Here is a 22,824-nt window from a genome sequence, read left to right on the forward strand (position 1 = left end):
TAAAAGTATTGTTTGCCAAAGAAGTTTATACCATAAATCCGGCCTTGGTTCAAGCTGATCGCCAAACCCTTCATGCAGCTTTTAAAACAGCCGGATTTACCTGAAGCTTGCCTGGCTATAAAGATTTGGACTTTAGAATTCTATCAGCTACAACTTATATCTCAATATAGCAGCTATGCCTCCTGCTGCTGACAGCCTCTGGTTTCCTTCTACGTCTATGACTTCACAGCCCTGCCCCAAAGCATCTTCTACTATCTCATCAACTATGTCGTGATAATAAACAAGCTGTCCCTCACAGTAAGGGCATCCTTCCTGCTTTTCCACACTAATATATTGGCAGGAATCACAAACATAACCTTCCTGTATTAGGTTGCGGTCATACACCAGGGTCCTTATCTGTTCTATAAGTAAAGCCTTAATGGTAGCTTTTATCCCCGCTACTGCCCAGCCATTGGGATTATATTCGTCAAAAAGATCATCCACTAATTTATCTTTAGTCGCCTTTTCATACTGGTCTACCAGCTCCTGGGCCTTTTTGCTTATTTGCCACACCTCAGTATCTGGCTGCGCTTCAATCTGTCCAATTTTTTTGGACTGCAGGTAATTGTGCAGGTAGTTGGAAAAATTAGATAATATTTCTTTTCGGCCAGCTACTATCAAATAGTCAAATTTTCCCTGGCTGAACAGCTCCATGGTTTTATCATTTATAATTTTAAAGAAGCGGTGGAGCTTTTCCTCAATCTTGCCCAGCAGTTTCTTTTCCCTGAAAGCAGCTTCGCTCCTGAAATTAACCTTGGAGGGTACGTCATTTATAAAGGCGGCCAGGTATTCATTTATCTGCCCCAGATAAAGGAGGTATATCTGGGCTTTCTCACGGTCCATGAGCAAAATAGCATATTTGTTAAAGCTTTGCACCATAGACCTTAAGTTCTGTGTATGGGGTTTGGGATCTACAATTATTTTGGACCTCATCACTATGGGAAAAGCCAGTTCTTGCCATAATTGTTCCCCATCTGAAAATATGAGAAGTGTTTTTGCCGAATCAGCCTTAAACCTGTCATCCACATAACTTTTAATCTTTTCAAAAATATCATAAACCTTTTTTTTATCTTCCCGGGGAATACCAGGATTATTTTCCAGTTCATCTTTTTTTTGGGTTATCATGGAATTTAGAGTGGTCAGGTAGCCTCTTTTATCGGTCCTGGCCCCATCTACCATCAAATAAAGCGATACAACCAGGTTTCCTGAAGGCTTGTAATCCAGTACCTGCGCCAATCCTATTTTACCGCTGTTATCTTTATTCATCTAACCTCCCCTTATCTTAGAAAATGCTTTTAATTAACTTCAAAATTTAATATCATTATACAATATTTATCCTTACATTTTTATCATTACCAAATTAGTAATAGGATTACAGATGCTTGCTTTCATTGGCTATAAATTTATTGAATTTCTTGCTTTTGTTATCCCCTATCCTATTGCCTATTTTATTGCCAGGATACTGGCCAGGCTGGCAGTAGCAGCCAGGATTAATCTTACTCCCTTAAAAAAGAATATTTCCCGGGTACTTGCCTTAAAGCAGGATGACCCCCGTGTTTATAAAACGGCTATAATGATTTACAAGAATTGGCTGATGAATGTGGTTGATTTTCTCAAACACAAGCGGGTATCCAGGGACAAGCTGAAGCAGCTGATAGAGCTGGAGGGCATGGAAAATTTAAAAAATGCCCTTAAAAAAGGTAAGGGAGCCATAATATTTACAGCACATATTGGAAATTTTGAGTGGGGTGCCTGCAGGATAGCGGTAGAAATAGAGAATACCTGGGGCATGGGCATGAGGCGGAAATATGAACCCCTCAATAGGTTTTTCGAGTCAAAAAGGATATCCAAAAGACTTCATACCATCTATAATAACCGTCTTTTAAACATATTCAGGATTTTAGAACAAAACGGAGTTGTAGCCATACCTACTGATTGGGACCCCACTGATAAGGCAGATCCAGTAGACTTTTTTGGTAAAAAATCAAAAATCCCTTACGGCCCCATTGTAACTGCATTAAAATCAGGGGCACCCCTTCTACCCAGTTTTATCTATAGAAAAGAAAAATATACCCATCACCAGGTAATTGGCCCGCCCCTGGCTATTGACAGCAGCAAAGACGCTTCCCATAATTTGGACAGGATGGTGGAAGTTTTGGAAGCTTATATTAGAAAGCATATTGACCAGTGGGAAATGTTCCATGATATTTGGGTTGACTAATATCCGGTTATAATTCTATATTTAATGTATTATGTCCAAACAAAAAGACTCAAATAACAGCAAGATTATATCCAAGAATATTTGGCATACATTAAGCACCCCACAGCTGCTGGAAAAACTTTCTACTTCTGCCCAGCAGGGTCTATCCAGCCAGGAGGCCCGTCAACGCTTAGCCTCTTTCGGCAAAAATGAACTGGAAGAAAAAAAAGGCAGGTCTCCTTTTAAAATATTTTTATCCCAATTTAACGACTTCATGATATGGATACTTATAGCAGCCGCCTTTATTTCAGGGGTGATTGTCAGGGAGATTACCGATGCCATTGTAATACTGATTATATTAGTTATTAATTCCGTGCTGGGTTTTGTCCAGGAATACCGGGCTGAAAAAGCACTGCAGGCACTAAAGGAGCTGGCCAGTCCCACGGCCAAGGTTATAAGGGACGGCCAAGAGCTGCAGGTTAATTCCAATCTTCTGGTCCCCGGGGATATAGTTAAACTGACTGCCGGGGACCTGGTACCGGCAGACTGCCGGGTTTTGGAACAGGTTAACCTGCAGACCAATGAGGCTCCCATTACCGGTGAATCCATGCCTGTAGACAAAATTAATACCGCTTTAGACAACCCCCAGCTGGGTATCGGGGATCGTATCAACTTATTATTTAGCGGTACCGTCATCACCCGGGGCAGGGGCAGGGCTGTGATTGTAGAAACCGGAAAAAATACAGAAATAGGCAAGATAGCCTCCATGGTGCAGCAGGAAGAAGAGCTTACTCCCCTGCAGAAGGAATTGAAAACAGTAGGCAAAAAGATAGGGATAATATGCATAGTAATAAGTGTAATAGTATTTGGATCTGGCCTGCTTAAAGGAAATCCCCTGGGTGAAATGCTGCTGGTAGCAGTGGCTTTGGCGGTAGCAGCTATACCCGAAGGGCTTCCAGCCATAGTTACCGTTTCACTGGCTTTAGGGGTGCAGAAGATGGCCAAGAATAATGCTTTGATCAGGAAACTCAGCTCGGTGGAAACCCTGGGAGGGGTTACTGTAATATGTACAGATAAAACCGGTACCCTTACTATTAATAAGATGATGGTAAGAAAAATTTTTACCGGCCTTAATGAAGATAAACCATATTCTGACTATATCAGCCAACAGGATAAAAGCAGCCTAAAGCCTTCAGGACAGGGCTTAAATTACCTGCTCCAGGCAGCCCTTCTCTGCAATGATGCTTATTATATAGATGAGCAAAAAGGCACGGTCAGCGGTGACCCTACTGAAACCGCGCTATTGGAGCTGGGGCAGTCTTATTCTCTGTCCAAATCTGATTTGGAACAGAAAATGCCCCGGATAGCTGAAGAGCCGTTTGACTCTGAACGGAAAATGATGACTACCGTACACCAGGACCAAAAAGAGCACCTATTATTCTCCAAGGGTGCTCCCGAGGTCATCTTAAGCCGCTGCAGCCGGATAATAAAGGAGGGCCAGGTTACCCCCCTTACCGACCAGGACAGGCAAAATATAGCCAATAACCATACCGGCCTGGCTAAAAATGCTATGCGTACCTTGGCCTTTGCTTTTAAAGCCTTGGACCAGATCCCCTCAGCAAAAGAGGTAGGCAGGTTAGAGCAGGATTTAATTTATTGCGGTTCAATAGGCATGATAGATCCTCCCCGTCCGGAAGCGGCAGCAGCTATCAAGCAATGCAAAAGGGCTAATATCGGAGTTATCATGGTCACTGGTGACCACAAGTTGACTGCCCAGGCTATCGGCACCGAGCTGGGGCTTCTTGATGAAGGGGACCTGGTGCTGGACGGCCAAGAGCTGGATGCGCTTTCTGCGGAAGAGCTGCAGCAGCAGATTGAAAATATTAAGATCTTTGCCCGGGTATCTCCTGCCAATAAGGTGGCCATTGTGGATGCCTTAAAAAAGAACCAGCATATTGTAGCCATGACTGGAGATGGCATAAATGACGCTCCTTCTTTAAAGAAAGCTGATATAGGAGTAGCTATGGGAATAACCGGTACTGATGTCAGTAAAGAATCCAGTGAGATGATACTAACTGATGACAATTTTGCCACCATAGTAAAAGCCATAAGGCAGGGGCGGATTATTTATGATAATTTGAAAAAATTCATACTATTCCTTTTGTCCTGCAATATTTCTGAAGTGCTGCTTATGTTTATAGCCATAGTGTTTGGCGACTACATCTTCTACCTTATACTGGGAGAGCGGGGATTTTTATATATACCCCTGCTGCCGGTACAGATATTATGGATGAACCTGATTACTGACGGCCTGCCTGCAATGGCTTTGGGGGTAGACCCTCCAGAAGCAAATATAATGGAACGGAAAGCCCAGAAGAACAAGGAACAAATACTTAGCCCCCGAAGGCTGGGTATTGTCAGCTGGCAGGGACTGGTGCTAACCTTTGGGGCTTTGTTTGTGTTTTTTGCCGGACCGGTAATATTTCCCCATAATACTCAGCATGATATAGATATATTCCACACCAGCGTGTTTACTACCCTGGTGCTTTCACAGCTGTTCCATACTTTTAATTTCAGGTTCCAAAACCGGGGGATATTTACCAAAGATATTTTTGCCAACAAATACCTGAATCTGGCAATTATTGCCTCCATTCTTCTGCAGGCAGCTATTATCTATATTCCCTGGCTGCAGGATATTTTCAATACTACCGCCCTTTCCCTAAATCACTGGCTGCTTATTGTTATTAGCTCTTTGGTACCAGTAATAATTATTAATTTCATTAACCAGATAAGATATAAGACTTCAGGTAAGGGAGATTGAGTGCATCACACCTGTATTAAATTAAACTCCTCCCTTAATTATGACCTGGAAGTAAACCGCTGGACCGCTGCCGATGAACAGGCTGTGGTTCAAATTGCCCATGGGATGGCAGAACATTCAGCCAGGTATGGCCCTTTTGCCCAATTCCTAACCAACAACCATATCTCAGTTTATGCCCACGACCACCGGGGGCATGGAAAACTAGCCCAGCAGCAGGGCCAGGCTGGTTTATGCCCTCCCCAAAGAGGCTGGCAGTATATGATAGAGGATATGCTAAAAGTAAACAGGCATATAAAAGAAAGCCATCCCGGAAAACCCGTATTTATGCTGGGACACAGCATGGGCTCCCTGTTGGCTATCAATTTTGCTTATCTTTATGGCGACTTCATAGATGGACTGTTGCTTACCGGAGTGGCCAGCCCTCAACCCATTTTCTCCAGGATAGGTCTGGTTATAGCAGCCCTGCAATCAAGATTTAAAGGAATACATGCCCCCAGCCAGCTGCTGCATAATATGCTTTTCGGTGGATACAATAAACATTTTATGCCTGCCCGAACAGATTATGATTGGCTGAGTACCAACACAGAAGCAGTGGATAACTATATTGCAGATCCCCATTGCGGCATTGTTTTCTGCACCAAATTTTTTTACGATTTAGCCCGGGCTACCCTGGATATTTATAAGGTAAGCAACCTGGAAAAAATACCAAAGACCCTGCCCTTGCTGTTGATGGCTGGAAGCCAGGATGCAGTAGGCCACATGACTAAAGGGGTTGAAAAAGTCTATCAGCTTTTCCAAAAAGCAGGGATAAAAGATTTGAAGTTTAAAATCTATGACCGTTGCCGGCATGAACTGTTGAATGAAGAAATAAGGTTAACCATATACCAGGATATAATAAACTGGATAAGCTCCCGCCTTTAGCTGTTTTTAAAGTAATGCAGAAACCGGTCTTCATACTGCGCATAAATATCCCAGCGATCCAGCTCATTTTTTAACTGGCCGGCATCAATTTCTCCCTTTTCAAACTGTTTAAATTTTTTATCAACTTCCAGCCTTACCGCTACCGGTATTCCAGAACGGTCCCGGGCCAGTACCGGCTTACCTTCAGCATTCAGGTTAATATAGTTCTTTTTAAACATCTCCGGCAGGTGTGACCGCTGTGCGCTATAGGTGATTACTTCCTGTATAAATTTAAACAGGGAGATATCCCAAAATTCATCTACTCCCTTTATCAGCCCGCAAGCCTGATCCTGGCTATTATTTATCTGGCTTTCAATATTTTCGGCAATAGCAGTAATAGGCTTGCTTACTATCTCCATCTGTTCAGCACTTTTTATAAATTTCAGGTTATATAAAATAAGGGCCAGGTCACTATCTTCCTTGGCCAGCATCTTTAAGGCTTCCTGCGCTTCAGGGCTGAATCCTTCCAGGCGCAACATATAGGAGGGGGTAATAAGTTTAGGTTTTTCCCAGGTGATTTTTCCCTGCCTGACTACTGTTTCTTCCTCTCCGCTTTCCCCTTCAAATTCCTTGTACAGGGGCTCAGATACTATAAAATAGCTCATGGTAGTAGAGCCGGATGTGGATAAATACTTCTGGGGAAGTATAAGCACTTCGGTGTTTTCCAATACGTATTTTATCTTATCTTCCATGTTCATTAATAACCTTCCTGATAGCGTAGATTAAAGAATACAATGGTTGGTAAAAAGTTACAAGGGAGGCATTCCCTTTCAGGAATCTATGGTTTGTGAAGCTATTATTTGGACTCCCGTGCCCAGCAAGTTTGCAGCCAGGCAATCACCTGCTTTTACCGGGGCTTCGGCCTTAATCTTTTTAACTTCCCTTATAAGTTGTGTCAATTTATCCTTTCTTACCGGATCCTTGCTCCTAACTGGCAGCCGGCGGGCTATTTTAGATTCTATGGTTATGGAAGTGGTTAATATCCTTACCGGATTAAATATCTCTTTTTGGACAAAATCCAGGCCCCGGGGGCATTGGTTTCCGCTTATACTTATAATTTTCTGCCCTGTGTAACAGACATCAAGCCGGCATCCTGCCGGGCAGGTAATACAGGTTAGCTGCTTAGTTTTCATAGCCTTCTGCCTCTACCACAATTTTCTGGTGTTTGGAAATTTCATATTTGGAAAAATCCTCCCTCCGCACTCTCCAAAGGACCATCTCACCCGGGTTAAGATATTTTTGGATTCGTTTCAGCCTGGTACCTTTAATACTGAGCCTGGCCTGGACAAAAGGCTGTTTAACCCTGATTTTAAATTCTACCCCATCGGTACCGGTAATTTTTTCGGGAATCAGCTGGCTAATACCCCGGCCAGCTGCCACTTCTATTTCAGGCCGGGCATGCCTTTTTCCCCTGATATAGTTTACTGCTGCTTTCCCGGCTAGATAAGCATCCCTGGTTACTTGGTCCACCAGGTCATAAACAAACAAGGAGTTGCCGCAGGAAAATATGCCTTCAGCAGAAGTGGAAAAAAACTGGTCTACTGCAGGTCCTCCCGTGGCTGGATCCATCCCTATGCCAGCCTCCCTGGCCAGCTCATTTTCCGGTATTAGCCCTACTGACAGCAGCAGGGTATCGCATTTTACTATTTTAGCGGCCCCGCTTACAGTATTTGTTATCTCTACTGCCTGCAGCCTCCCCCCGCCTATAATGCGGGAAACGGTAGAATGAAAGGCTAAGGGTATATCATAATCCTCCAGGCATTGCACTATATTTCTATTAAGACCGGAAGAATAAGGCATAAGCTCATAAACCCCTTCCACCTGGCATCCTTCCCATATAAGCCTTCTGGCCATAATTAGGCCAATATCACCAGACCCCAATATTACTGCTTTTTTTCCAGGCAGGCAGCCGTACAGGTTTATCATTCTCTGGGCTACCCCGGCGGTGTAAACTCCGGCAGGCCTGCTTCCGGCAATGGATAGTGCCCCCCTGGTTCTTTCCCTGCATCCAGAGGCCAGTATTATGGCCTTACCCCTGATAGTGCTAAAGCCAGCTTTCTTGCTGGCAATTATTACCTCCTTGGCCCTATTGATAGACAAGGCCATGGTATCCAGCCTTACTTCTATATCAAGGTTTTTTACTTGGTCTATGAATAACTGGGCATATTCAGGCCCGGTAAGCTCTTTCTTAAAAATATTTAAGCCAAAACCGGCATGGATGCATTGAGGCAGGATACCGCCTAAAAAATTCTCCCTCTCTACTACTACCATCCTATCCAAACCCATCTGCCGGGCTTTACAGGCGGCAGCCAGCCCTGCCGGTCCTCCCCCTATAATAATGAGGTCATATGAATTACTCACAATATGCTTCCTAAAACCATTTTTGAACCTGTTCCTTTTTTAGTCAATTCCTCCAGGGGCAGGCCCAGTTCCCTGGCTAGGATATCTAATATTTTAAGGCTGCAGTATCCGCCCTGGCACCGGCCCATACCCGCCCTGGTCCTAAACTTGATGCCATCCAGGGTTCTGGCTCCCCTGGCTATGGCTTCCACTATTTCTGCTTCAGTTATTTTCTCACACCGGCATATTATCCTTCCATAGCCGGGATTTGTTTTATACAGAGCCTGGTTGGCCCTATATTGGGACTGGTCAAGTTTCAATATGGATTTTCTTATTGGATTAAAACGGCGGTTAGGTGTAACTTTTAACCCTGAATCCTGGAGCAGGCCTATAGCCATCCGGGCAATAGCAAAAGCACAGGTTAGCCCTGGAGATTGTATCCCTGCTAAATTTATAAAACGCCGATTTGTTGCTGAAGCTGATATTACAAAATCATTGGTATCGGATACAGCCCTTATTCCGGCAAAGGAAGTTATAGCCTGGCTAAAAGGTATACCGGGAAACCAGCTGAGCGCTTTATTTTTAATCCGGGCCAAGCCCTGCTCAGTGGTCTCTGTATCAATCTTTTTTAAAGGCTCATAATCCGGTCCTATCAGGGTGTTTCCACCTATAGTAGGGGTTACCAGGATGCCCTTGGACCTTTTTTCCCTGCCCCTGGTAAGGGGAAAATTAATATGGGATACAAAGCCTTCAGTTTCCCGGTCCAGCAGTATATACTGTCCCTTTACCGGATTAATGGTAAAACTGTGGTCGCCTATCATCCCGGCTATGCGGTGGGCAGCAATCCCTGCTGCATTAATTATATAATCTGACTCAATGGCCATTGAGTCAGAGTGCAAAATAAAGGATTTACCGGCCTTAATCCCCTGCACCTCAAAACCTAATAAAAATATGGCCCCATTTGCCCTGGCATTCTCGTAAGCGGCAATGGCCGCTTCATAGGGAGATACAATACAGGCATCGGGAGCATATAGGGCGGCGGTAACCTGGCTGCTTACAGCCGGCTCCAGATCTTTTATTTTAGAATAGCTGCGTAGTAAAGATAGTTTTTGTATCCCCTGCCGTTTCCCCTGGCTGTAGAGCTGCTCCAGGGCGCTAATGCCTTCCGGGCTGCTGGCGTTTACCAGGGAACCAATATTTTTTAAGGGTATATCTAACTCTGGGGCATTCTGCCTGAATATCTTGTTCCCCTGATGGGTTAACTTTAATTTCAAGCTTCCTGGCTCCCCTGCATATCCTGCATGCAGGATACCGCTGTTAGCCTTGGTGGTTTGCCAGCCTACATCCTGCTCTTTTTCTAGGACCGCTATGGTCAGGTTGTACCTGGAAAGTTCGCGGGCTAAGCAGCATCCGGTAATTCCCGCTCCTATGATAGCTATATCTGCTTTAAAAAAAGGTTTAGGTTTTTGTGCAGCCATTCTAAAATTTAATCCTTATTAGGGAAGGCCATAAAATTCTTACAGTTACTTTTCATCAGCCCAGTTCCGGGACCGCTCCACAGCCTTTTGCCATTTACTGTATAGTTTTTTTCTAAGACCAGCTTCCATCTCAGAAAAATATCTTTCATATTCCATAGGGTTCTTGATATCCTTGGCAGAAGGCCATAAGCCCATGCCCAGCCCTGCCCCATACATGGCTCCCAGAGCAGTAATTTCGGCAATATCCAGCTTGTCTATTTCCTTTCCGGTTATATCCGCCAGTATCTGGCAGAAAAGCCTGTTTTTGGTAACACCGCCGTCAATTCTTACCTGGGGCAGGTGCAAACCGGTTTCCTTTTCCAACACATTAAGCACATCCAGGGTACGGTAGGCTATGGATTCCACCGCTGCCCTTATTATCTGTTTTTTATTGGTAGCCCGGGTTATTCCAATCAGCATGCCCCGGGCCAAAGGATCCCAATAAGGGGCGCCCAGCCCGGTAAAGGCAGGGACTATAAACAAATTATCCTGGTAATCCTCTCCGGCCGCTAAAAATTCAATATCTTTGTAATCCCCTATGATCCCCATGCCCTCCTTAAGCCATTGGAATATGCTGCCCGTATTGTATACGGACCCTTCCAGGGCATAATAGACTTCCCGGCCATTACTGTAAAAAATAGTAGAAAGCAGGCCGTGATGGCTGTTAATTTTATCTATGCCGCTGTTCATCATGATAAAAGAGCCGGTACCGAAGGTTGATTTTATATCCCCTTTAGAAAAGCACCGCTGCCCGAATAATGCTGCCTGTTGATCTCCAAATACGCAGGCTATGGGTATGCCGGCCCCAAAGGGAGAGCCGGCCTTGGTCTGTCCAAAATGCTGGTGGCCGTAGCTGGGCATGGCCTGGGGTAATATATTTTTGGGTACCCCGAAAATTTCCAGCAGCTCCTGGTCCCATTCCAGCTGGTTGATATCAAACAGTAAAGTGCGGGAAGCATTGGAATAATCGGTAACATGCTTGCCGGCCAGTTTATAGATTATATAGGAGTCCAAAGTACCAAAAGCCGCTTTGCCTGCCTGGGCCAGTTCATTTATATGCGGATAGTGGTTAAGAAGCCAGGCAATTTTAGTGGCAGAAAAATAAGGGTCTATGGTCAATCCTGTTTTTTGCTTTACCAGCATTTCATAACCCTTGTCCTGGAGCAGCCTGCACTGGGCAGAAGTTCTCCGGTCCTGCCAAACAATAAGGTTGGCCATCGGCCGGCCGGAATCCTTTTCCCATATGGCTACCGACTCCCTTTGGTTAGTAATTCCCAGAGCCATAATCTGGTTTGACTCTATGTTTGCTTGATCGATGGCCCCTTCAATAACCAAAATTACCGCAGACCAAATTTCTTCCAGGTCCTCTTCCACCCAACCGGGATAGGGATAAACCTGGGCAATAGGCTGAAAAGCCTGGGCATGCACATTGCCATCCAGGTTAAATATTATAAACCTAATTGAAGTAGTTCCCAGATCCAATACTCCTATATAATCCTGGCGGGAAGGATTTTGCCTATAGGCTTTAGCGGAAACCTGGGGTATGGTATCACTTTTTGACAGGAGCACTATTTAGGGTTCCTCCTTTGTATATAAAAGATATATCATATATTATAATGGATAGGGTTCAATTTAAAAACAATAGTTTTGAACCAAGACTAAAGGAGGGCTATGGAACCTGTGGTTCACCATATGGGATTAGCCCGGCTAGAGCTGGCAACAGGCGATATAACCAAGCAAAAGACAGAGGCCATAGTAAATGCAGCCAACACCCGGCTTTCACCGGGAGGGGGAGTTTCTGGCGCTATACACCAGGCAGCCGGACCGGAACTTTGGAAGGAAGCAAGAACTCTGGGAGGGTGCCCTACCGGGGAAGCCAGGATAACCAAGGGATACCTTTTACCTGCCCGCTTTGTAATACACACCGTAGGTCCTGTATACAGCAATTCTTCCCAGGATCCTAAAAAGCTAAGCAGTTGTTATAAGAGCAGCTTAGACCTGGCTTTAGGCTACAACCTAAACAGCATATCTTTTCCTTCCATAAGCACCGGCATATTTGGATACCCTGTAGAACCCGCCTCAATTATTGCCTTAAATACAGTAATAGATTATCTTGAAAAGAATCATAAGCCTGCTTTAGTCAGGTTTGTTCTCTACTCAGATACAGATTTTAACACCTACCATAACAGCCTGGATAAGATTCTAAACCCGCATTAGGAGCATTTGGAGTACCCGCAGTTTCTGCATACATAGCATCCGCCCTCCGGCTCCATGATTCCGCCACAATCTTCTTCAGGACAGATCATAATCGATTTAGGACCGCTTTTTATATCCAGATCAAACTTGTTGGTACCCTTTGCTGAATATTCTATAGCCTTTCCTATGGCATCGGGGCAGGAAAGCACATGGGTATTATCATCCGCAATACAGGTTATGCACCTGATGCCCTCCAGCTGGCTTAATATGGAGTCGATCTCTATGCCGGACCTTATGGATATGCTTATCAGGCGGCCTATGGCTTCGGTTAAGGCTGAGCATCCTTCTTCACCTGTATTGGTAAATACCTCACAGATACCTTTTTCATCGGAGTTAACGGTCACATAGAGCTTTCCGCAGCCTCCGATTAAATATTTCTTGGTCATGCCCCTGGTAACATCAGGCCTGGGCCTGGGCTTTATAGTAGCTGATAGGGTCCTTGCCTCCGGGGAAATAAGGTTTTCTTCCTGCTTTGGGTCCTTGCTTTCTACCTGTAATACCTGGCTGTCCCTGCTTCCATCCCTATATATGGTAATGCCCTTACACCCCAGCCGGTAAGCCAGCATATATACATCTTCAACATCCTTTTCGGAAGCATTATGGGGAAAGTTTACCGTCTTGGACACAGCATTATCCACAAATTTTTGGAAAGCTGCCTGCATCCTTACATGCCATACCGGTGTAATTTGATGGGCAGTTACGAATACCCTTCTATGTTTCTGGGGAACTTCTTCCAGGCCATCCAGGTTACCCTGTTCTGCAATCTTTATCATAAGTTCAGGAGAGTAGAAATCCTCCTGGCGGGCTATGTGTTCAAAATAGGGATTTACTTCTACCAGCTTATCATTGTCCATAACATTTTTAGTAAAAGAAATAGCAAATATGGGCTCGATACCGCTGGAGCATCCCGCAATTATGCTCAAGGTTCCAGTGGGGGCAATGGTGGTAGTAGTAGAATTTCTGATAGGTTCTTCATCAGGGCTGTCATAGACACTGCCTCTAATAGCGGGGAAAGGTCCCCTTTCCCTGGCCAGGTTCCTGGAAGCCTGCTTGGATTCATCCTGTATAAAACTCATAACTTCTCTGCCCAGCTCCAATGCCTCTTCACTGTTATAAGGGACATCCAGCTGTATAAGCATATCAGCAAAACCCATAACTCCCAAACCAATCTTACGGTTCTGGTGAACCATCTGGGTAATTTTATCCAAAGGATATTTGCTCATGTCTATAACATCATCTAAAAACCTTACTGCCACATGGACTATTTCCCTTAATTTTTCATAATCAATTATCTTGGACGCTGCCTCTTCCTTAACCATATGAGCCAGGTTAATAGAACCTAAATTACAGGCTTCGTAAGGAAGCAGGGGCTGCTCTCCGCAGGGGTTGGTACTCTCTATCTGGCCCATATTAGGGGTAGGGTTATCCTTGTTCAGCCTATCTAAGAATACGATACCGGGATCCCCATTGGACCAAGCATGTTTTACTATTTTCTCAAATATCTCTCTGGCCCGGTAATGATCTACCACTTCTTTGGTCCTGGGGTTTAAAATCTCATACTCGGTATCATTTTCTACCGCTTTCATAAAAGTTTCAGTAACCCCTACCGATATATTAAAATTGGTAAGTTTTTCACAATCTTCCTTGGCGGTTATAAATTCCAGTATGTCGGGATGGTCCACCCTCAAGATACCCATATTGGCACCCCGCCTGGTGCCTCCCTGTTTAATGGTGTCGGTAGCAGCATTAAAGACAGTCATAAAGGAGATAGGTCCGCTGGAAACACCTTTGGTAGATAGCACCACATCATTTTTAGGCCTGATATTGGAGAAGGAATAACCTACTCCTCCTCCTGACTTTTGTATAAGTGCTGTTTCCTTAAGGGCTTGAAAAATAGCTTCCATGGAGTCTCCTACCGGCAGCACAAAACAGGCAGCCAGCTGCTGGAGCTCTTTACCGGCATTCATTAAGGTAGGGGAGTTGGGCAAGAAATCCAGGTCAGACATTATGTCGAAAAACTTTCTTTCTATCTGGCTTATCTCTTCTTCGCTTTTACCGTAATTCTTTTCAGCAGTGGCAATATTCCTGGCTACCCTTAAAAACATATCATTAGGGTTTTCCAGTAAGTCGCCCTTCTGGTCCCTTTTTAAGTATCTGCGCTCTAAAACCTTAACTGCATTCTCAGTTAAGATTATTTCCTTTGTACTATAATATTGATCAGATTTCTTTGTTTTATCCATAGCCCAACCTTCAAATTAAAATGTTATTCACTGATATCTATTAAAAAAGGCAAACACCTGGGATTGCTAAAATTATTATAAAATTATCATAAAATCAGAATATGTAGTGTATGTTTAAATATTAATGCACAACATATAGTATGTCAATAGAATTAAATAGATTTACTAAATTATTAATTTCCACTATCTGCAATCATGCTATATCCCAAATAATATTTGGTTTTTGTTTACCAATATTGATTTATTCTGGTATAATTCTTTTTTCCTTATATATGTTAAAATGGTGATAAATGTTAAACGCGAAAAAGGGGTGATAATGAGCTCTATAATCAAAAAAAGAAGAAAGAAAATGAGAAAAAAGAAGCATAAGAAGATGCTTAAGAAAACTAAATGGCAGAGAAGAAATAAATAATGTTTATTTTAGAAAACAATATATCTTTTTTGGATGCTCTGGACCAGAGAATACTCATTGGTGATGGAGCCATGGGAACCATGCTCCAATCCATGGGTATAGCTGAAAGTCCTGACCATTTAAACATAGATGAACAAAAAATTGAAAAAGTGATTGAAGTCCATCTGGGATACCTTAACGCTGGGTCCGATATCATACAGACCAATACCTTTGGCGCCAATCCGGTAAAACTAAAGTCTTACCAGCTGGAACAAAAAATTGAAGAGATAAATAAGAATGCAGTATTGGCAGTAAGGGAAGCTATTTCCAGGTACAGGTCTAAAACCGGCAGCAGCAGAAAAATCTTTATTGCAGCTGACATAGGTCCCCTGGGCCAATTGCTGGAGCCTTCAGGCACTATTAGTGCTGACCAGGCTATCCAGTACTTCCGCCAGCAAATTGAAATCCTGGCCGGTATGGGATCAGATGTGGTGCTGATTGAAACCATGATGGATATAAATGAAGCCTTGGCTGCCTTAAAAGCAGCCCAACAGGCAGCAGAAAAGCTGCCTGTAATATGCAGCCTGACCTTTGGCCCTAATGGGGTCACCATGATGGGAAATAAAGCCCAGGATGCGGTGAAGCAATTACAGGAGGCAGGGGCAGCAGTAGTTGGCGCTAATTGCAGCCTTGGTTCTGTTTCCATGCTGGAAGTAGCCCAGAAAATGAGAGAAGCAGATAAGAAGGCCAAATTACTGTTCCAGCCAAATGCAGGTTTACCTGTATTAAAAGATGGGCAGACTGTATATAATGAATCAGCCCAAATAATGGCTGCAAATATTGCTAAGTACCTACCCTATAATCCTTCCATAATAGGGGCCTGCTGCGGCAGTACTCCCCAGCATATACAGGAAATTATAAAAGTAGTCAGCTAAGCAGCCCTTCTATAATCAATTCTACCGCCCGGTCTTCATCCAGGCCTCTGGACATCAAAGTCTGTAGCTGTTTGGAGTCCACGCTTCCAATAGAAGCTTCGTGAGTTATATGCGCCTTGGGGTGGTTTACCTCTACTATGGGAATAGCACTGGCTTTGGCATCTCCCTGAATGATTTCTTTGCAGTCTACATGTCCCCGGGCATAGGCAGCAGAAGCCACCAGCTTATTATAGACTTCTGCCTGGGCATGGTCCCTTACTGCTACTTTGGAGGTAAGAACTCCCCTGGAGTTCTCTCCCGCCAGGTTGCCAGCTTCCCTGATTTTTATATGGTCATTTCCTTTGCCGTCGATCCTGGCTGTCATTTCCAAAACGGAGTCCGGCCCGCAATAGGTCTCATAATCGATATCAATACTGCCTACCCTTCCTTGGAGCAATTCAAACTCAGTCTTTGCCCTGGCTCCCTGCTCTAAAGTAATTTTGGCTTTGGGAATTACGGTTATTCCTCCCTGTTCACTATGGATATGCTTTTCCAGATAGGCGTAACTGGCATTTTTCCCTACCCTAATATTACCGTCCATTATATGTTTTACATCTTCTGCATTGGGAAAAACACAATGGGAATAGATCAGTATCTTGGAATTAGCCCCTATGTCCACTTTCATGATAATCTTTTGTAAAGCCCGTTTATGGGTTACCCCGAAACATAGGTGTACCGGCTTTTCTATTACTGTATTATCAGCTAGCTTTATGTTAATATCTACCCCGTCTTTAATATGTTTGGTCTTAACTTTTAAGCCCTTAACATCATGGGAATCAATAACCTTATCCCGGTCTATGATAAGCCTGGCTGTATCTTGGTCATGTATGGCCTTATGTAAATTGGCAGCATTAATTATATCTTCAATACTCATAAGCTATCTCCGTTTTTTTGTGGTTGGTTTATGTGGTCGCAAGGCAGGCATTTGTTCTCAAAGTAAAGGGAAATCTCATCTACAGTACCTTCTTTTAATACCGAGCCGCAGCATAACAGAAAAGCGTGTTCTGACTGTTTCAGTACTTCCAGGCTATGGGTTATCAGGATTATGGTAGCTCCATTTTTCTTTAGATATTTCATGGCATTAAAAATATTCTGCAAGGAAGCTACGTCTATCCCGGAATCTGGTTCATCCAGTATAACCAGCTTGGGTTCAATAGATAATATGGAGGCCAGCTCTACTTTCTTTCTTTCTCCCCCGCTTAGATTCTTATCTACTATCCTGTCCATATATTCAGCCGGATTCATCCCTACTATAGTAAGAAAAGCTTCCAGGGCCTGCCTGCTCTTATCTTTAGCTCCCGCAGAGATAAATTTTTCTACAGTTAATCCTTCAAATCTGGCCGGCTCCTGCCAGGCCATGGTTATTCCCACTTTGGCCCTCTGGTAAAGGTCCATTTTTTTAATGGACTTACCTTCATAGATCAGGTCCCCTTCAAAATCCCTATATCCTTCTATACCCATGATTACATTACCCAAAGTAGTTTTACCTACACCATTGGGCCCTACCACTGCATGGATCAGCCCCTGGGTAAAATCCATGTTTATGTTATTAAGTATATGATTGCCGTTTATGGACCATTTCAGATCCTTTATGCTTAATATGCTCATTTTAATCTCCTCGCTTTCAAAGATATTAAATTATAGCAGAATTAGAGACCTTTGGTTAGAGCATTTTACAGACAAAAGAGGTTATTTTTTAGACACCTTATCTTCATTGGTGTTTATGGGATTTCTTGTCTGGATTACCCTGGTACCAGCAATTCTATCCCCAAATCTGGATCTTTGAGGAGAAGTAATAATTAGCATAATTCCTAAAAGATTTAAAGTTGGTAAACCGTCTACTACTCTTAAAAAATTCCTTATCAGGCTTCTTTTAATGCCGGGACTTTTACCTTCCATATTTATTATCTTTATGCCCATCACTGCTTTGCCCACCGTTTTTGCCCAATAAGCTTCTAGCAAAATGAAATAAAGAAACATAAACAACAAGAAACCTATACACAAAGGGTCGGTTATGAACCAGCCCCGGGCCCAAAGGTGATGGCTGGCAGACATAATCCATACTCCTTTAATTATGCGGGTGATAGGGAAAAACAGGGCACAGAATAATAATAAATCTATTAGCAATGCTATAAACCTTAAGCCTAATCCAGCATATGCTAAATCAGCATTTCTATTTGAGGTTGATACTGAGAGTACTTTTCTATTAATTCTGATTCCTTTCCCTTATAATCCTGGTAATCTGCAAAATCAAATCCCGGGGATACTGTGGTTCCCAGCAGGGCATAGCTTCCGCCCTCAAGCAGGCAGGCCCCCTGCCAGGTGTATTTTGGTACCATATGCTGTACCTTTTGCCCTGCTTCAATATTTTGTCCCAGTATTATTTCCTGGGCAGTTCCATCTTCAAACAGGTTGAGCATATATACCGGGTCCCCCTTATAGAAATGAAAAACCTCATCACTTATTAACCGGTGCAGACGAGAAAAATGCTGGGGGGTTACCACGTAGAGTATGGAAGTGGATAAATTTCTAGCTCCTGAATAATCCTGGCCCAGGCCAGAAGGGGCTATTATTTCTTTACTTCTATAGGTCTCTTTATAATAGCCGCCTTCTCCAGGAAGAGGTTTTAAACCATATTTTTCTATAATTTTGTCTACCTCATTCATCCATACCTCTTATTTTTCTTTCTAATACTCTATCAATTATATTAAAATAAGATTAATTTAAAACAATTAAAATAAATTTGGACCAATTTTTTAACTATATTCAGATATTTTTTTTGGCCTTTTTTCTAACCCTTATTGTTGGCAATAGCATCTATATAAGAAGAAAAAAGAAAATCAACCCCATAGCCTTAAAAATCAAACTGAAAAGATTGGGTAAACTTTTAGAAATACTGTTATTGTTGCTGGTAAATATATGGGCTATGGAAGTATTGTTTTATTCCTTGAATCTAAAATCTAGAATATTTGGCTGGCCTTTTAATCAAAAATTATTTGATGCCTTCTTTGTAAAACCAATAGGCCTGGCCTTAATAATATTGGGTTTTGTACTGCTGGTCTGGGCTGTTGTAAATCTGGGCACTTCCTGGAGGCTGGGTATAAGCGAAGCTAACCCAGGAAATTTGGTAAAATCCGGCATATTCCGCTACTGCCGTCATCCTATATATGTGTTTTTTAATCTCTACTTTTTAGGAACTTTTTTAATCCGGGGCAACCTGATATTTCTAATCTTTTGGGTAGCAGTAGCAGCTATACTTCATTATCAAGCCATATCAGAGGAAAAATACCTTACCAAAATATATGGAAAGAGCTATGTGGATTATTCCAAACAAGTAGGACGTTATATCACTTTCAAGATAGTAGCTATATGGTCAAATATTAAAGGCTCTAAACAATCCGCCTGATTAAGCAGAAGAAATCATAGCGATAAACTGACGGGCTAAAATAGGATCAAATTGTCTTCCTGCTCCCGCTTTTAATTCCTCGATTATCTTAGCTTTATTTAAGGGCTTGCGGTAAGGCTTATGATTGGTCATAGCTTTATAGGCATCCACTAAAGCTATGATTCTCGAGTTTAAAGGGATTTGTTCTCCCTTTAGCCTCTGGGGGTAACCATTACCGTTCCACCATTCATGATGGGAAAGCACATCAAAAGCTATGGCAGAAAGATGGGGAGAAGTTATACATATCCTGTAACCAATCTCGGCATGCTGCCTAATTATTTTCAACTCTTTTTTGGAGAGCTTCCTTTTGGTATGCAATAGTTCTACCGGTACTGAAATCAAGCCAATATCATAAAAATGACACAAAATCTCCAGGTTATCCAATTTCTGTCCCTTGAGTCCCGCCAAGCTGCCCAGTTTCCGGGCTAAAGCTTTCATTTCTTTCCCATGGTTATCCTCAATCTCCAGTTTCTCATTAAGGGTTTTACGTAAAGAATCTATTACCTGTAGTGAAAGTTTCTTGGATTCATTTAATTTAGATTTATACATTTGGCTTTCAGATTCCACCACTTTCTCCTCTACCTTCTGGTAAGCCTTGCTCTTGGTAGATAGGCCCAAAGATATGGATAAGGGAAGATAGTGCACCGTCTCTTGTTGAAATCTTTTTTTAATCCTTTTTATAAGCTCATGAGCAGTAAAGGAGCTTGTCTTGGGCAGCAATATGGCAAATTCATCCCCGCCCCAACGGGCTACAATATCTTCTTCCCTAAAACACTCCATCAAAATGGAGGAAGCCTTCACTAACAATTTATCCCCTTCCATATGGCCAAAAGCATCATTGATAAGCTTGAGACCATCCAGGTCGCCCATTATTATGCTCAGGGGCAGCTGCCTCCTGGTATCCAGCCTCTTTAACTCTTCCTCAAAATAAGAACGGTTATAAAGGCCGGTAAGCTTATCATGAAAACTGAAATAGCGGACTTTGTTTTCCACTTTTTTCCTTTCAGTTATGTCCCTGGCTATGGACATGGCTATGGTTTTATCCTTTAACCGGTAGGATCGGCAGCTGACTTCTACCGATATTTTTTTTCCGTTTTTTAAAACATGCATCATTTCAAAAGTATGCCTGCCCTTGGCTGCTATTTTATCATGGACAGATGGGACCCTGCTCATAGATTCCTTATCCAGCAGATCCAGGGGAGACATATTCAGGAACCGTTTTTTACTATAGCCATATTTCTCTATAGCAATCTTGTTTACTTCCAAGAAATTGGAAAACTTTTTTTGTTGGGGATCAAATTCAAATAAAAATATAGGGTCATTGGCATTATTAAACAGAGTCCTGAACTTTTCTTCATTTTCACGTAGCTGGTCTTCAAATTCTTTCCTCTGGGTTATATCAACTATAACCGTCCTTATGCCCACTACATTTCCTTTTGGATCCCTTATGGGAATAGAATCGCTTAACACTGGTATGGTCCTATTATCCTTGCGAACGGCAGTATATTCATTCCTGCCTACCAGTTTTCCTTGGGCCAGTGTGCTAATATTTTTAGCTAGGTTGTCTTTCTCGTATTCCGGAACAAAATCAGCGATGTTTTTTTTGCCTTCAATTTGATTTCTCCCCATCATCAGCATTTTGGCAAAACGGTAATTGGCATAATAAATGTTTCCTTGAGTATCCATCTCTGTTGCTGCAGAGGGTAGGTTATCTATCATTTCCTTATGCCTTAAATCATGGTTATGAATATCGTTGTCCTGGCCAACCCACAAAAAAGCTTCCTGTCCTTTATGATTCAAGATCCTGGACCCGTAGAAGGTTACCTCCCTAATCATGCTTTTTGTACCCATCTTTACTTGGCCTTGGACCAGGTAAGGGGGTTTTTCAACACTTTCCCATTGCCTCTTAAAGGATAGTCTACTGCTTCCGGGGATAAATTGGAGCAGCTCCTGGTGTTGAATACGGGTGCAATCAAGGTTCAGCAGCTGTTCCATAGCTTTATTAGCTATTACTATAATACCCTGTTTATCTACTACTGCTGCCGGGAAAGGCAGGTATTCAAAAATCAAGTTGTAACGTTTAAATAGAGACATTTACCTATTGCTCTATGTTATTTTTCAGGGTTGATTTATTCTCCGGATAATTTGCTTTGAAATTTATGTGCAGTATTTAAGACTATATTTTCAACATTGATTTGGGCTATAAATGCAAAAACCCTAATTTTAGAATAAAGAATCTAGTTCCCCTTCTTTTCCCCAATTACACATGTTTATTTATTTTACTACTTTTATTACAATTTTCATATAAATATTTCCAACACTGTTAATGGTTTTAGCAGTCAGCATTAAATGTTAATATAGGAAAATGAATGCTACCCAATTACTATCCTTAAACGAAAGCCTTGCCTGCAGTACCATGGAAGGTTTTATCAGAAGTTACGCTTTAAGCCTGGACCGTGATGGGGCTATAGTAGGCTTAAGCGGCGGCTTGGATTCATCAGTGGTGTTAAAATTATGCCTTAATGCCCTGGGCAGCAGCAGGGTAAAAGCAGTAATATTGCCGGAGCGGGATTCCCAAAGCGTGCATGTCAAAGACGCAGTAAATCTTTGCCGCCACTTGGGTATAGATTATATTTTAAAAAAAATTACCCTTCCTTTGTGGATGCTGGGAATATACCGCTTATACCCTCCCCCCTGGCTGTTTCCTGCTTCTTTAGTTAAAAAGTTCATAGCCAAAAAGATAGAAGACCTGGGTCCTGACCCTTTTATGTCCCGCTTGGAAGGAAGAAACAGGAAACTGGATAAGCCCTTGGCTTTCCTGAATATCAAAAACAGGATAAGGGCATCCCTGCTGCTCTATTATGCTGAAATAAACCACTATTTACTGGTAGGGACCATTAATAAAAGTGAGTGGCTAACCGGTCTATGGGTTAAATACGGGGATGGGATTGCAGACATTATGCCTTTGTCTGGAGTTTACAAAACCCAAGTGATTAAGCTGGCTAAATATCTAAATATCCCCTCCAGGTTTATAGAAAAGCCACCAACTCCCGACCTGGGGGCAGCCATAGGGGACGAACAGCTGCTGCAAATTAATTATCCTAAACTAGATATCATACTTTCCGGACTGGAGCACAACCTTACCTTGAGCCATATTGCAGAAATAGCTGGCATAAGCATGGAGGAGGTAGAAAGGGTGCAAAATTTAATTAATAAATCGGAGTGGCTCAGGCAGCCCCCCATGCACCTTAATCTTTAGCTATTAATTTATATATGTCTTCTAAAGCAGTAGATGCCTTTTGATGCCAAACCATCCGGGCCAAGCAATCATAGGTTGTGCTTTCCAGGTTTATAATTATAAAGCGGCCACAGAGTTCAGGCAGCCTGTTGACTGGGCTTACTTCCAGGCTGGAGCCTATAACCAGCATCATGTCACTTTGTACTGCTTTTTGTTCCGCTTTCTGAAAATCAGGGCCCAATGGATCCCCGAACAGGACTACGCCGGGACGAATAATGCCGCCGCAGGCGCAGCGGGGAGGAACTTCGGTCTGGGATAAATCCAATAGATAATTAAAATCAAATTGCTGACGGCATTGCATACAATAAGCCTGGTTCAGGTTACCATGTACCTCCAGCACCCT

The 22,824-nt window shown here is 42.8% G+C and carries 21 protein-coding genes; 8 read left to right on the forward strand and 13 right to left on the reverse strand.

Annotated features, from left to right (window positions below):
- Positions 1 to 147: 147 nt before the first annotated feature.
- A complete protein-coding gene (locus PHN32_07240) occupies positions 148 to 1,305 on the reverse strand; it encodes a hypothetical protein (GenBank protein ID MDD3777384.1) in 1,158 nt (385 codons plus the stop codon).
- Positions 1,306 to 1,417: 112 nt separating this feature from the next.
- On the opposite strand from PHN32_07240, the gene PHN32_07245 reads away from it, so the two are divergent.
- The 3 genes from PHN32_07245 to PHN32_07255 are packed head-to-tail and all read left to right on the forward strand — an operon-like array spanning position 1,418 to position 5,981.
- Positions 1,418 to 2,260 carry a lysophospholipid acyltransferase family protein gene (locus PHN32_07245; protein ID MDD3777385.1) on the forward strand — a complete coding sequence of 281 codons (843 nt, stop codon included), beginning with the start codon at positions 1,418 to 1,420 and terminating at the stop codon, positions 2,258 to 2,260.
- A gap of 31 nt (positions 2,261 to 2,291) precedes the next feature.
- Positions 2,292 to 5,060, forward strand: coding sequence for a calcium-translocating P-type ATPase, PMCA-type (locus PHN32_07250; GenBank protein MDD3777386.1), 2,769 nt, complete (start codon positions 2,292 to 2,294; stop codon positions 5,058 to 5,060).
- A complete protein-coding gene (locus PHN32_07255; GenBank protein ID MDD3777387.1) occupies positions 5,061 to 5,981 on the forward strand; it encodes a lysophospholipase in 921 nt (306 codons plus the stop codon). It begins immediately after the preceding gene.
- On the opposite strand, the gene PHN32_07260 is transcribed toward PHN32_07255, so the two are convergent.
- From PHN32_07260 to glpK, 5 genes are all read right to left on the reverse strand, one after another.
- On the reverse strand, positions 5,978 to 6,718 hold the full coding sequence (locus PHN32_07260) for a hypothetical protein (GenBank protein MDD3777388.1): 741 nt from the start codon (positions 6,716 to 6,718) through the stop codon (positions 5,978 to 5,980). The genes PHN32_07255 and PHN32_07260 overlap by 4 nt on opposite strands.
- A gap of 72 nt (positions 6,719 to 6,790) precedes the next feature.
- Positions 6,791 to 7,153 carry a DUF1667 domain-containing protein gene (locus PHN32_07265; GenBank protein MDD3777389.1) on the reverse strand — a complete coding sequence of 121 codons (363 nt, stop codon included), beginning with the start codon at positions 7,151 to 7,153 and terminating at the stop codon, positions 6,791 to 6,793.
- Positions 7,143 to 8,381: an FAD-dependent oxidoreductase gene (locus tag PHN32_07270; protein ID MDD3777390.1), complete on the reverse strand. Its 1,239-nt coding sequence runs from the start codon at positions 8,379 to 8,381 to the stop codon at positions 7,143 to 7,145. The genes PHN32_07265 and PHN32_07270 overlap by 11 nt, the downstream gene beginning before the upstream one ends.
- A complete protein-coding gene (locus PHN32_07275) occupies positions 8,378 to 9,838 on the reverse strand; it encodes an NAD(P)/FAD-dependent oxidoreductase (protein MDD3777391.1) in 1,461 nt (486 codons plus the stop codon). Before PHN32_07275 ends, PHN32_07270 begins: the two co-directional genes overlap by 4 nt.
- 45 nt (positions 9,839 to 9,883) lie before the next feature.
- Positions 9,884 to 11,446, reverse strand: coding sequence for a glycerol kinase GlpK (gene glpK, locus PHN32_07280; protein ID MDD3777392.1), 1,563 nt, complete (start codon positions 11,444 to 11,446; stop codon positions 9,884 to 9,886).
- 102 nt (positions 11,447 to 11,548) lie between these two features.
- Here glpK and PHN32_07285 point away from each other — a divergent pair, with 102 nt between their 5' ends.
- The gene (locus PHN32_07285) at positions 11,549 to 12,094 is read left to right on the forward strand and encodes a macro domain-containing protein (GenBank protein MDD3777393.1); all 546 of its coding nucleotides are present in this window, start codon (positions 11,549 to 11,551) and stop codon (positions 12,092 to 12,094) included.
- Here the strand turns inward: PHN32_07285 and PHN32_07290 are convergent.
- A complete protein-coding gene (locus PHN32_07290; GenBank protein MDD3777394.1) occupies positions 12,091 to 14,328 on the reverse strand; it encodes a vitamin B12-dependent ribonucleotide reductase in 2,238 nt (745 codons plus the stop codon). The genes PHN32_07285 and PHN32_07290 overlap by 4 nt on opposite strands.
- 361 nt (positions 14,329 to 14,689) lie before the next feature.
- On the opposite strand from PHN32_07290, the gene PHN32_07295 reads away from it, so the two are divergent.
- Positions 14,690 to 14,785, forward strand: a complete 96-nt coding sequence (locus PHN32_07295) for an AURKAIP1/COX24 domain-containing protein (protein ID MDD3777395.1) — start codon at positions 14,690 to 14,692, stop codon at positions 14,783 to 14,785.
- Positions 14,785 to 15,699: a homocysteine S-methyltransferase family protein gene (locus PHN32_07300; protein ID MDD3777396.1), complete on the forward strand. Its 915-nt coding sequence runs from the start codon at positions 14,785 to 14,787 to the stop codon at positions 15,697 to 15,699. Before PHN32_07295 ends, PHN32_07300 begins: the two co-directional genes overlap by 1 nt.
- Here PHN32_07300 and PHN32_07305 read toward each other — a convergent pair.
- The 4 genes from PHN32_07305 to PHN32_07320 all read right to left on the reverse strand — a co-directional run bounded on the left by PHN32_07305 (position 15,692) and on the right by PHN32_07320 (position 18,404).
- Positions 15,692 to 16,612 (reverse strand): SufD family Fe-S cluster assembly protein, encoded by a 921-nt coding sequence (locus tag PHN32_07305; protein MDD3777397.1) that lies wholly within the window; start codon positions 16,610 to 16,612, stop codon positions 15,692 to 15,694. The genes PHN32_07300 and PHN32_07305 overlap by 8 nt on opposite strands.
- Positions 16,609 to 17,346 carry an ATP-binding cassette domain-containing protein gene (locus PHN32_07310; GenBank protein MDD3777398.1) on the reverse strand — a complete coding sequence of 246 codons (738 nt, stop codon included), beginning with the start codon at positions 17,344 to 17,346 and terminating at the stop codon, positions 16,609 to 16,611. The genes PHN32_07305 and PHN32_07310 overlap by 4 nt, the downstream gene beginning before the upstream one ends.
- Before the next feature lie 81 nt (positions 17,347 to 17,427).
- Positions 17,428 to 17,949, reverse strand: a complete 522-nt coding sequence (locus PHN32_07315) for an RDD family protein (protein MDD3777399.1) — start codon at positions 17,947 to 17,949, stop codon at positions 17,428 to 17,430.
- Complete coding sequence (locus tag PHN32_07320; GenBank protein MDD3777400.1) at positions 17,898 to 18,404, reverse strand: cupin domain-containing protein; 507 nt, start codon at positions 18,402 to 18,404, stop codon at positions 17,898 to 17,900. Before PHN32_07320 ends, PHN32_07315 begins: the two co-directional genes overlap by 52 nt.
- Before the next feature lie 113 nt (positions 18,405 to 18,517).
- Here PHN32_07320 and PHN32_07325 point away from each other — a divergent pair, with 113 nt between their 5' ends.
- The gene (locus tag PHN32_07325; GenBank protein MDD3777401.1) at positions 18,518 to 19,144 is read left to right on the forward strand and encodes an isoprenylcysteine carboxylmethyltransferase family protein; all 627 of its coding nucleotides are present in this window, start codon (positions 18,518 to 18,520) and stop codon (positions 19,142 to 19,144) included.
- Here PHN32_07325 and PHN32_07330 read toward each other — a convergent pair whose 3' ends face one another.
- On the reverse strand, positions 19,145 to 21,277 hold the full coding sequence (locus PHN32_07330; GenBank protein MDD3777402.1) for a PAS domain S-box protein: 2,133 nt from the start codon (positions 21,275 to 21,277) through the stop codon (positions 19,145 to 19,147).
- 271 nt (positions 21,278 to 21,548) lie between these two features.
- On the opposite strand from PHN32_07330, the gene nadE reads away from it, so the two are divergent.
- Entirely contained in the window at positions 21,549 to 22,442 is an 894-nt protein-coding gene (nadE, locus tag PHN32_07335) for an NAD(+) synthase (GenBank protein MDD3777403.1), read from the forward strand.
- On the opposite strand, the gene PHN32_07340 is transcribed toward nadE, so the two are convergent.
- Positions 22,432 to 22,824 (reverse strand): NAD-dependent deacetylase (locus PHN32_07340; protein ID MDD3777404.1); only part of this gene is annotated, 393 nt, incomplete at its 5' end. The genes nadE and PHN32_07340 overlap by 11 nt on opposite strands.

It is taken from the genome of Actinomycetota bacterium, from assembly GCA_028698215.1.
In the GTDB taxonomy this organism is placed as follows: domain Bacteria; phylum Actinomycetota; class Humimicrobiia; order Humimicrobiales; family Humimicrobiaceae; genus Halolacustris.

Excerpts from the sequence above, each read along its gene's own strand:
- PHN32_07240 (MDD3777384.1), bottom strand. The coding sequence starts at position 1,305 with ATGAATAAAGATAACAGCGGTAAAATAGGATTGGCGCAGGTACTGGAT.
- PHN32_07245 (MDD3777385.1), top strand. The coding sequence starts at position 1,418 with ATGCTTGCTTTCATTGGCTATAAATTTATTGAATTTCTTGCTTTTGTT.
- PHN32_07250 (MDD3777386.1), top strand. The coding sequence starts at position 2,292 with ATGTCCAAACAAAAAGACTCAAATAACAGCAAGATTATATCCAAGAAT.
- PHN32_07260 (MDD3777388.1), bottom strand. The coding sequence starts at position 6,718 with ATGAACATGGAAGATAAGATAAAATACGTATTGGAAAACACCGAAGTG.
- PHN32_07265 (MDD3777389.1), bottom strand. The coding sequence starts at position 7,153 with ATGAAAACTAAGCAGCTAACCTGTATTACCTGCCCGGCAGGATGCCGG.
- PHN32_07275 (MDD3777391.1), bottom strand. The coding sequence starts at position 9,838 with ATGGCTGCACAAAAACCTAAACCTTTTTTTAAAGCAGATATAGCTATC.
- PHN32_07285 (MDD3777393.1), top strand. The coding sequence starts at position 11,549 with ATGGAACCTGTGGTTCACCATATGGGATTAGCCCGGCTAGAGCTGGCA.
- PHN32_07295 (MDD3777395.1), top strand. The coding sequence starts at position 14,690 with ATGAGCTCTATAATCAAAAAAAGAAGAAAGAAAATGAGAAAAAAGAAG.
- PHN32_07300 (MDD3777396.1), top strand. The coding sequence starts at position 14,785 with ATGTTTATTTTAGAAAACAATATATCTTTTTTGGATGCTCTGGACCAG.
- PHN32_07305 (MDD3777397.1), bottom strand. The coding sequence starts at position 16,612 with ATGAGTATTGAAGATATAATTAATGCTGCCAATTTACATAAGGCCATA.
- PHN32_07310 (MDD3777398.1), bottom strand. The coding sequence starts at position 17,346 with ATGAGCATATTAAGCATAAAGGATCTGAAATGGTCCATAAACGGCAAT.
- PHN32_07320 (MDD3777400.1), bottom strand. The coding sequence starts at position 18,404 with ATGAATGAGGTAGACAAAATTATAGAAAAATATGGTTTAAAACCTCTT.
- PHN32_07330 (MDD3777402.1), bottom strand. The coding sequence starts at position 21,277 with ATGTCTCTATTTAAACGTTACAACTTGATTTTTGAATACCTGCCTTTC.
- nadE (MDD3777403.1), top strand. The coding sequence starts at position 21,549 with ATGAATGCTACCCAATTACTATCCTTAAACGAAAGCCTTGCCTGCAGT.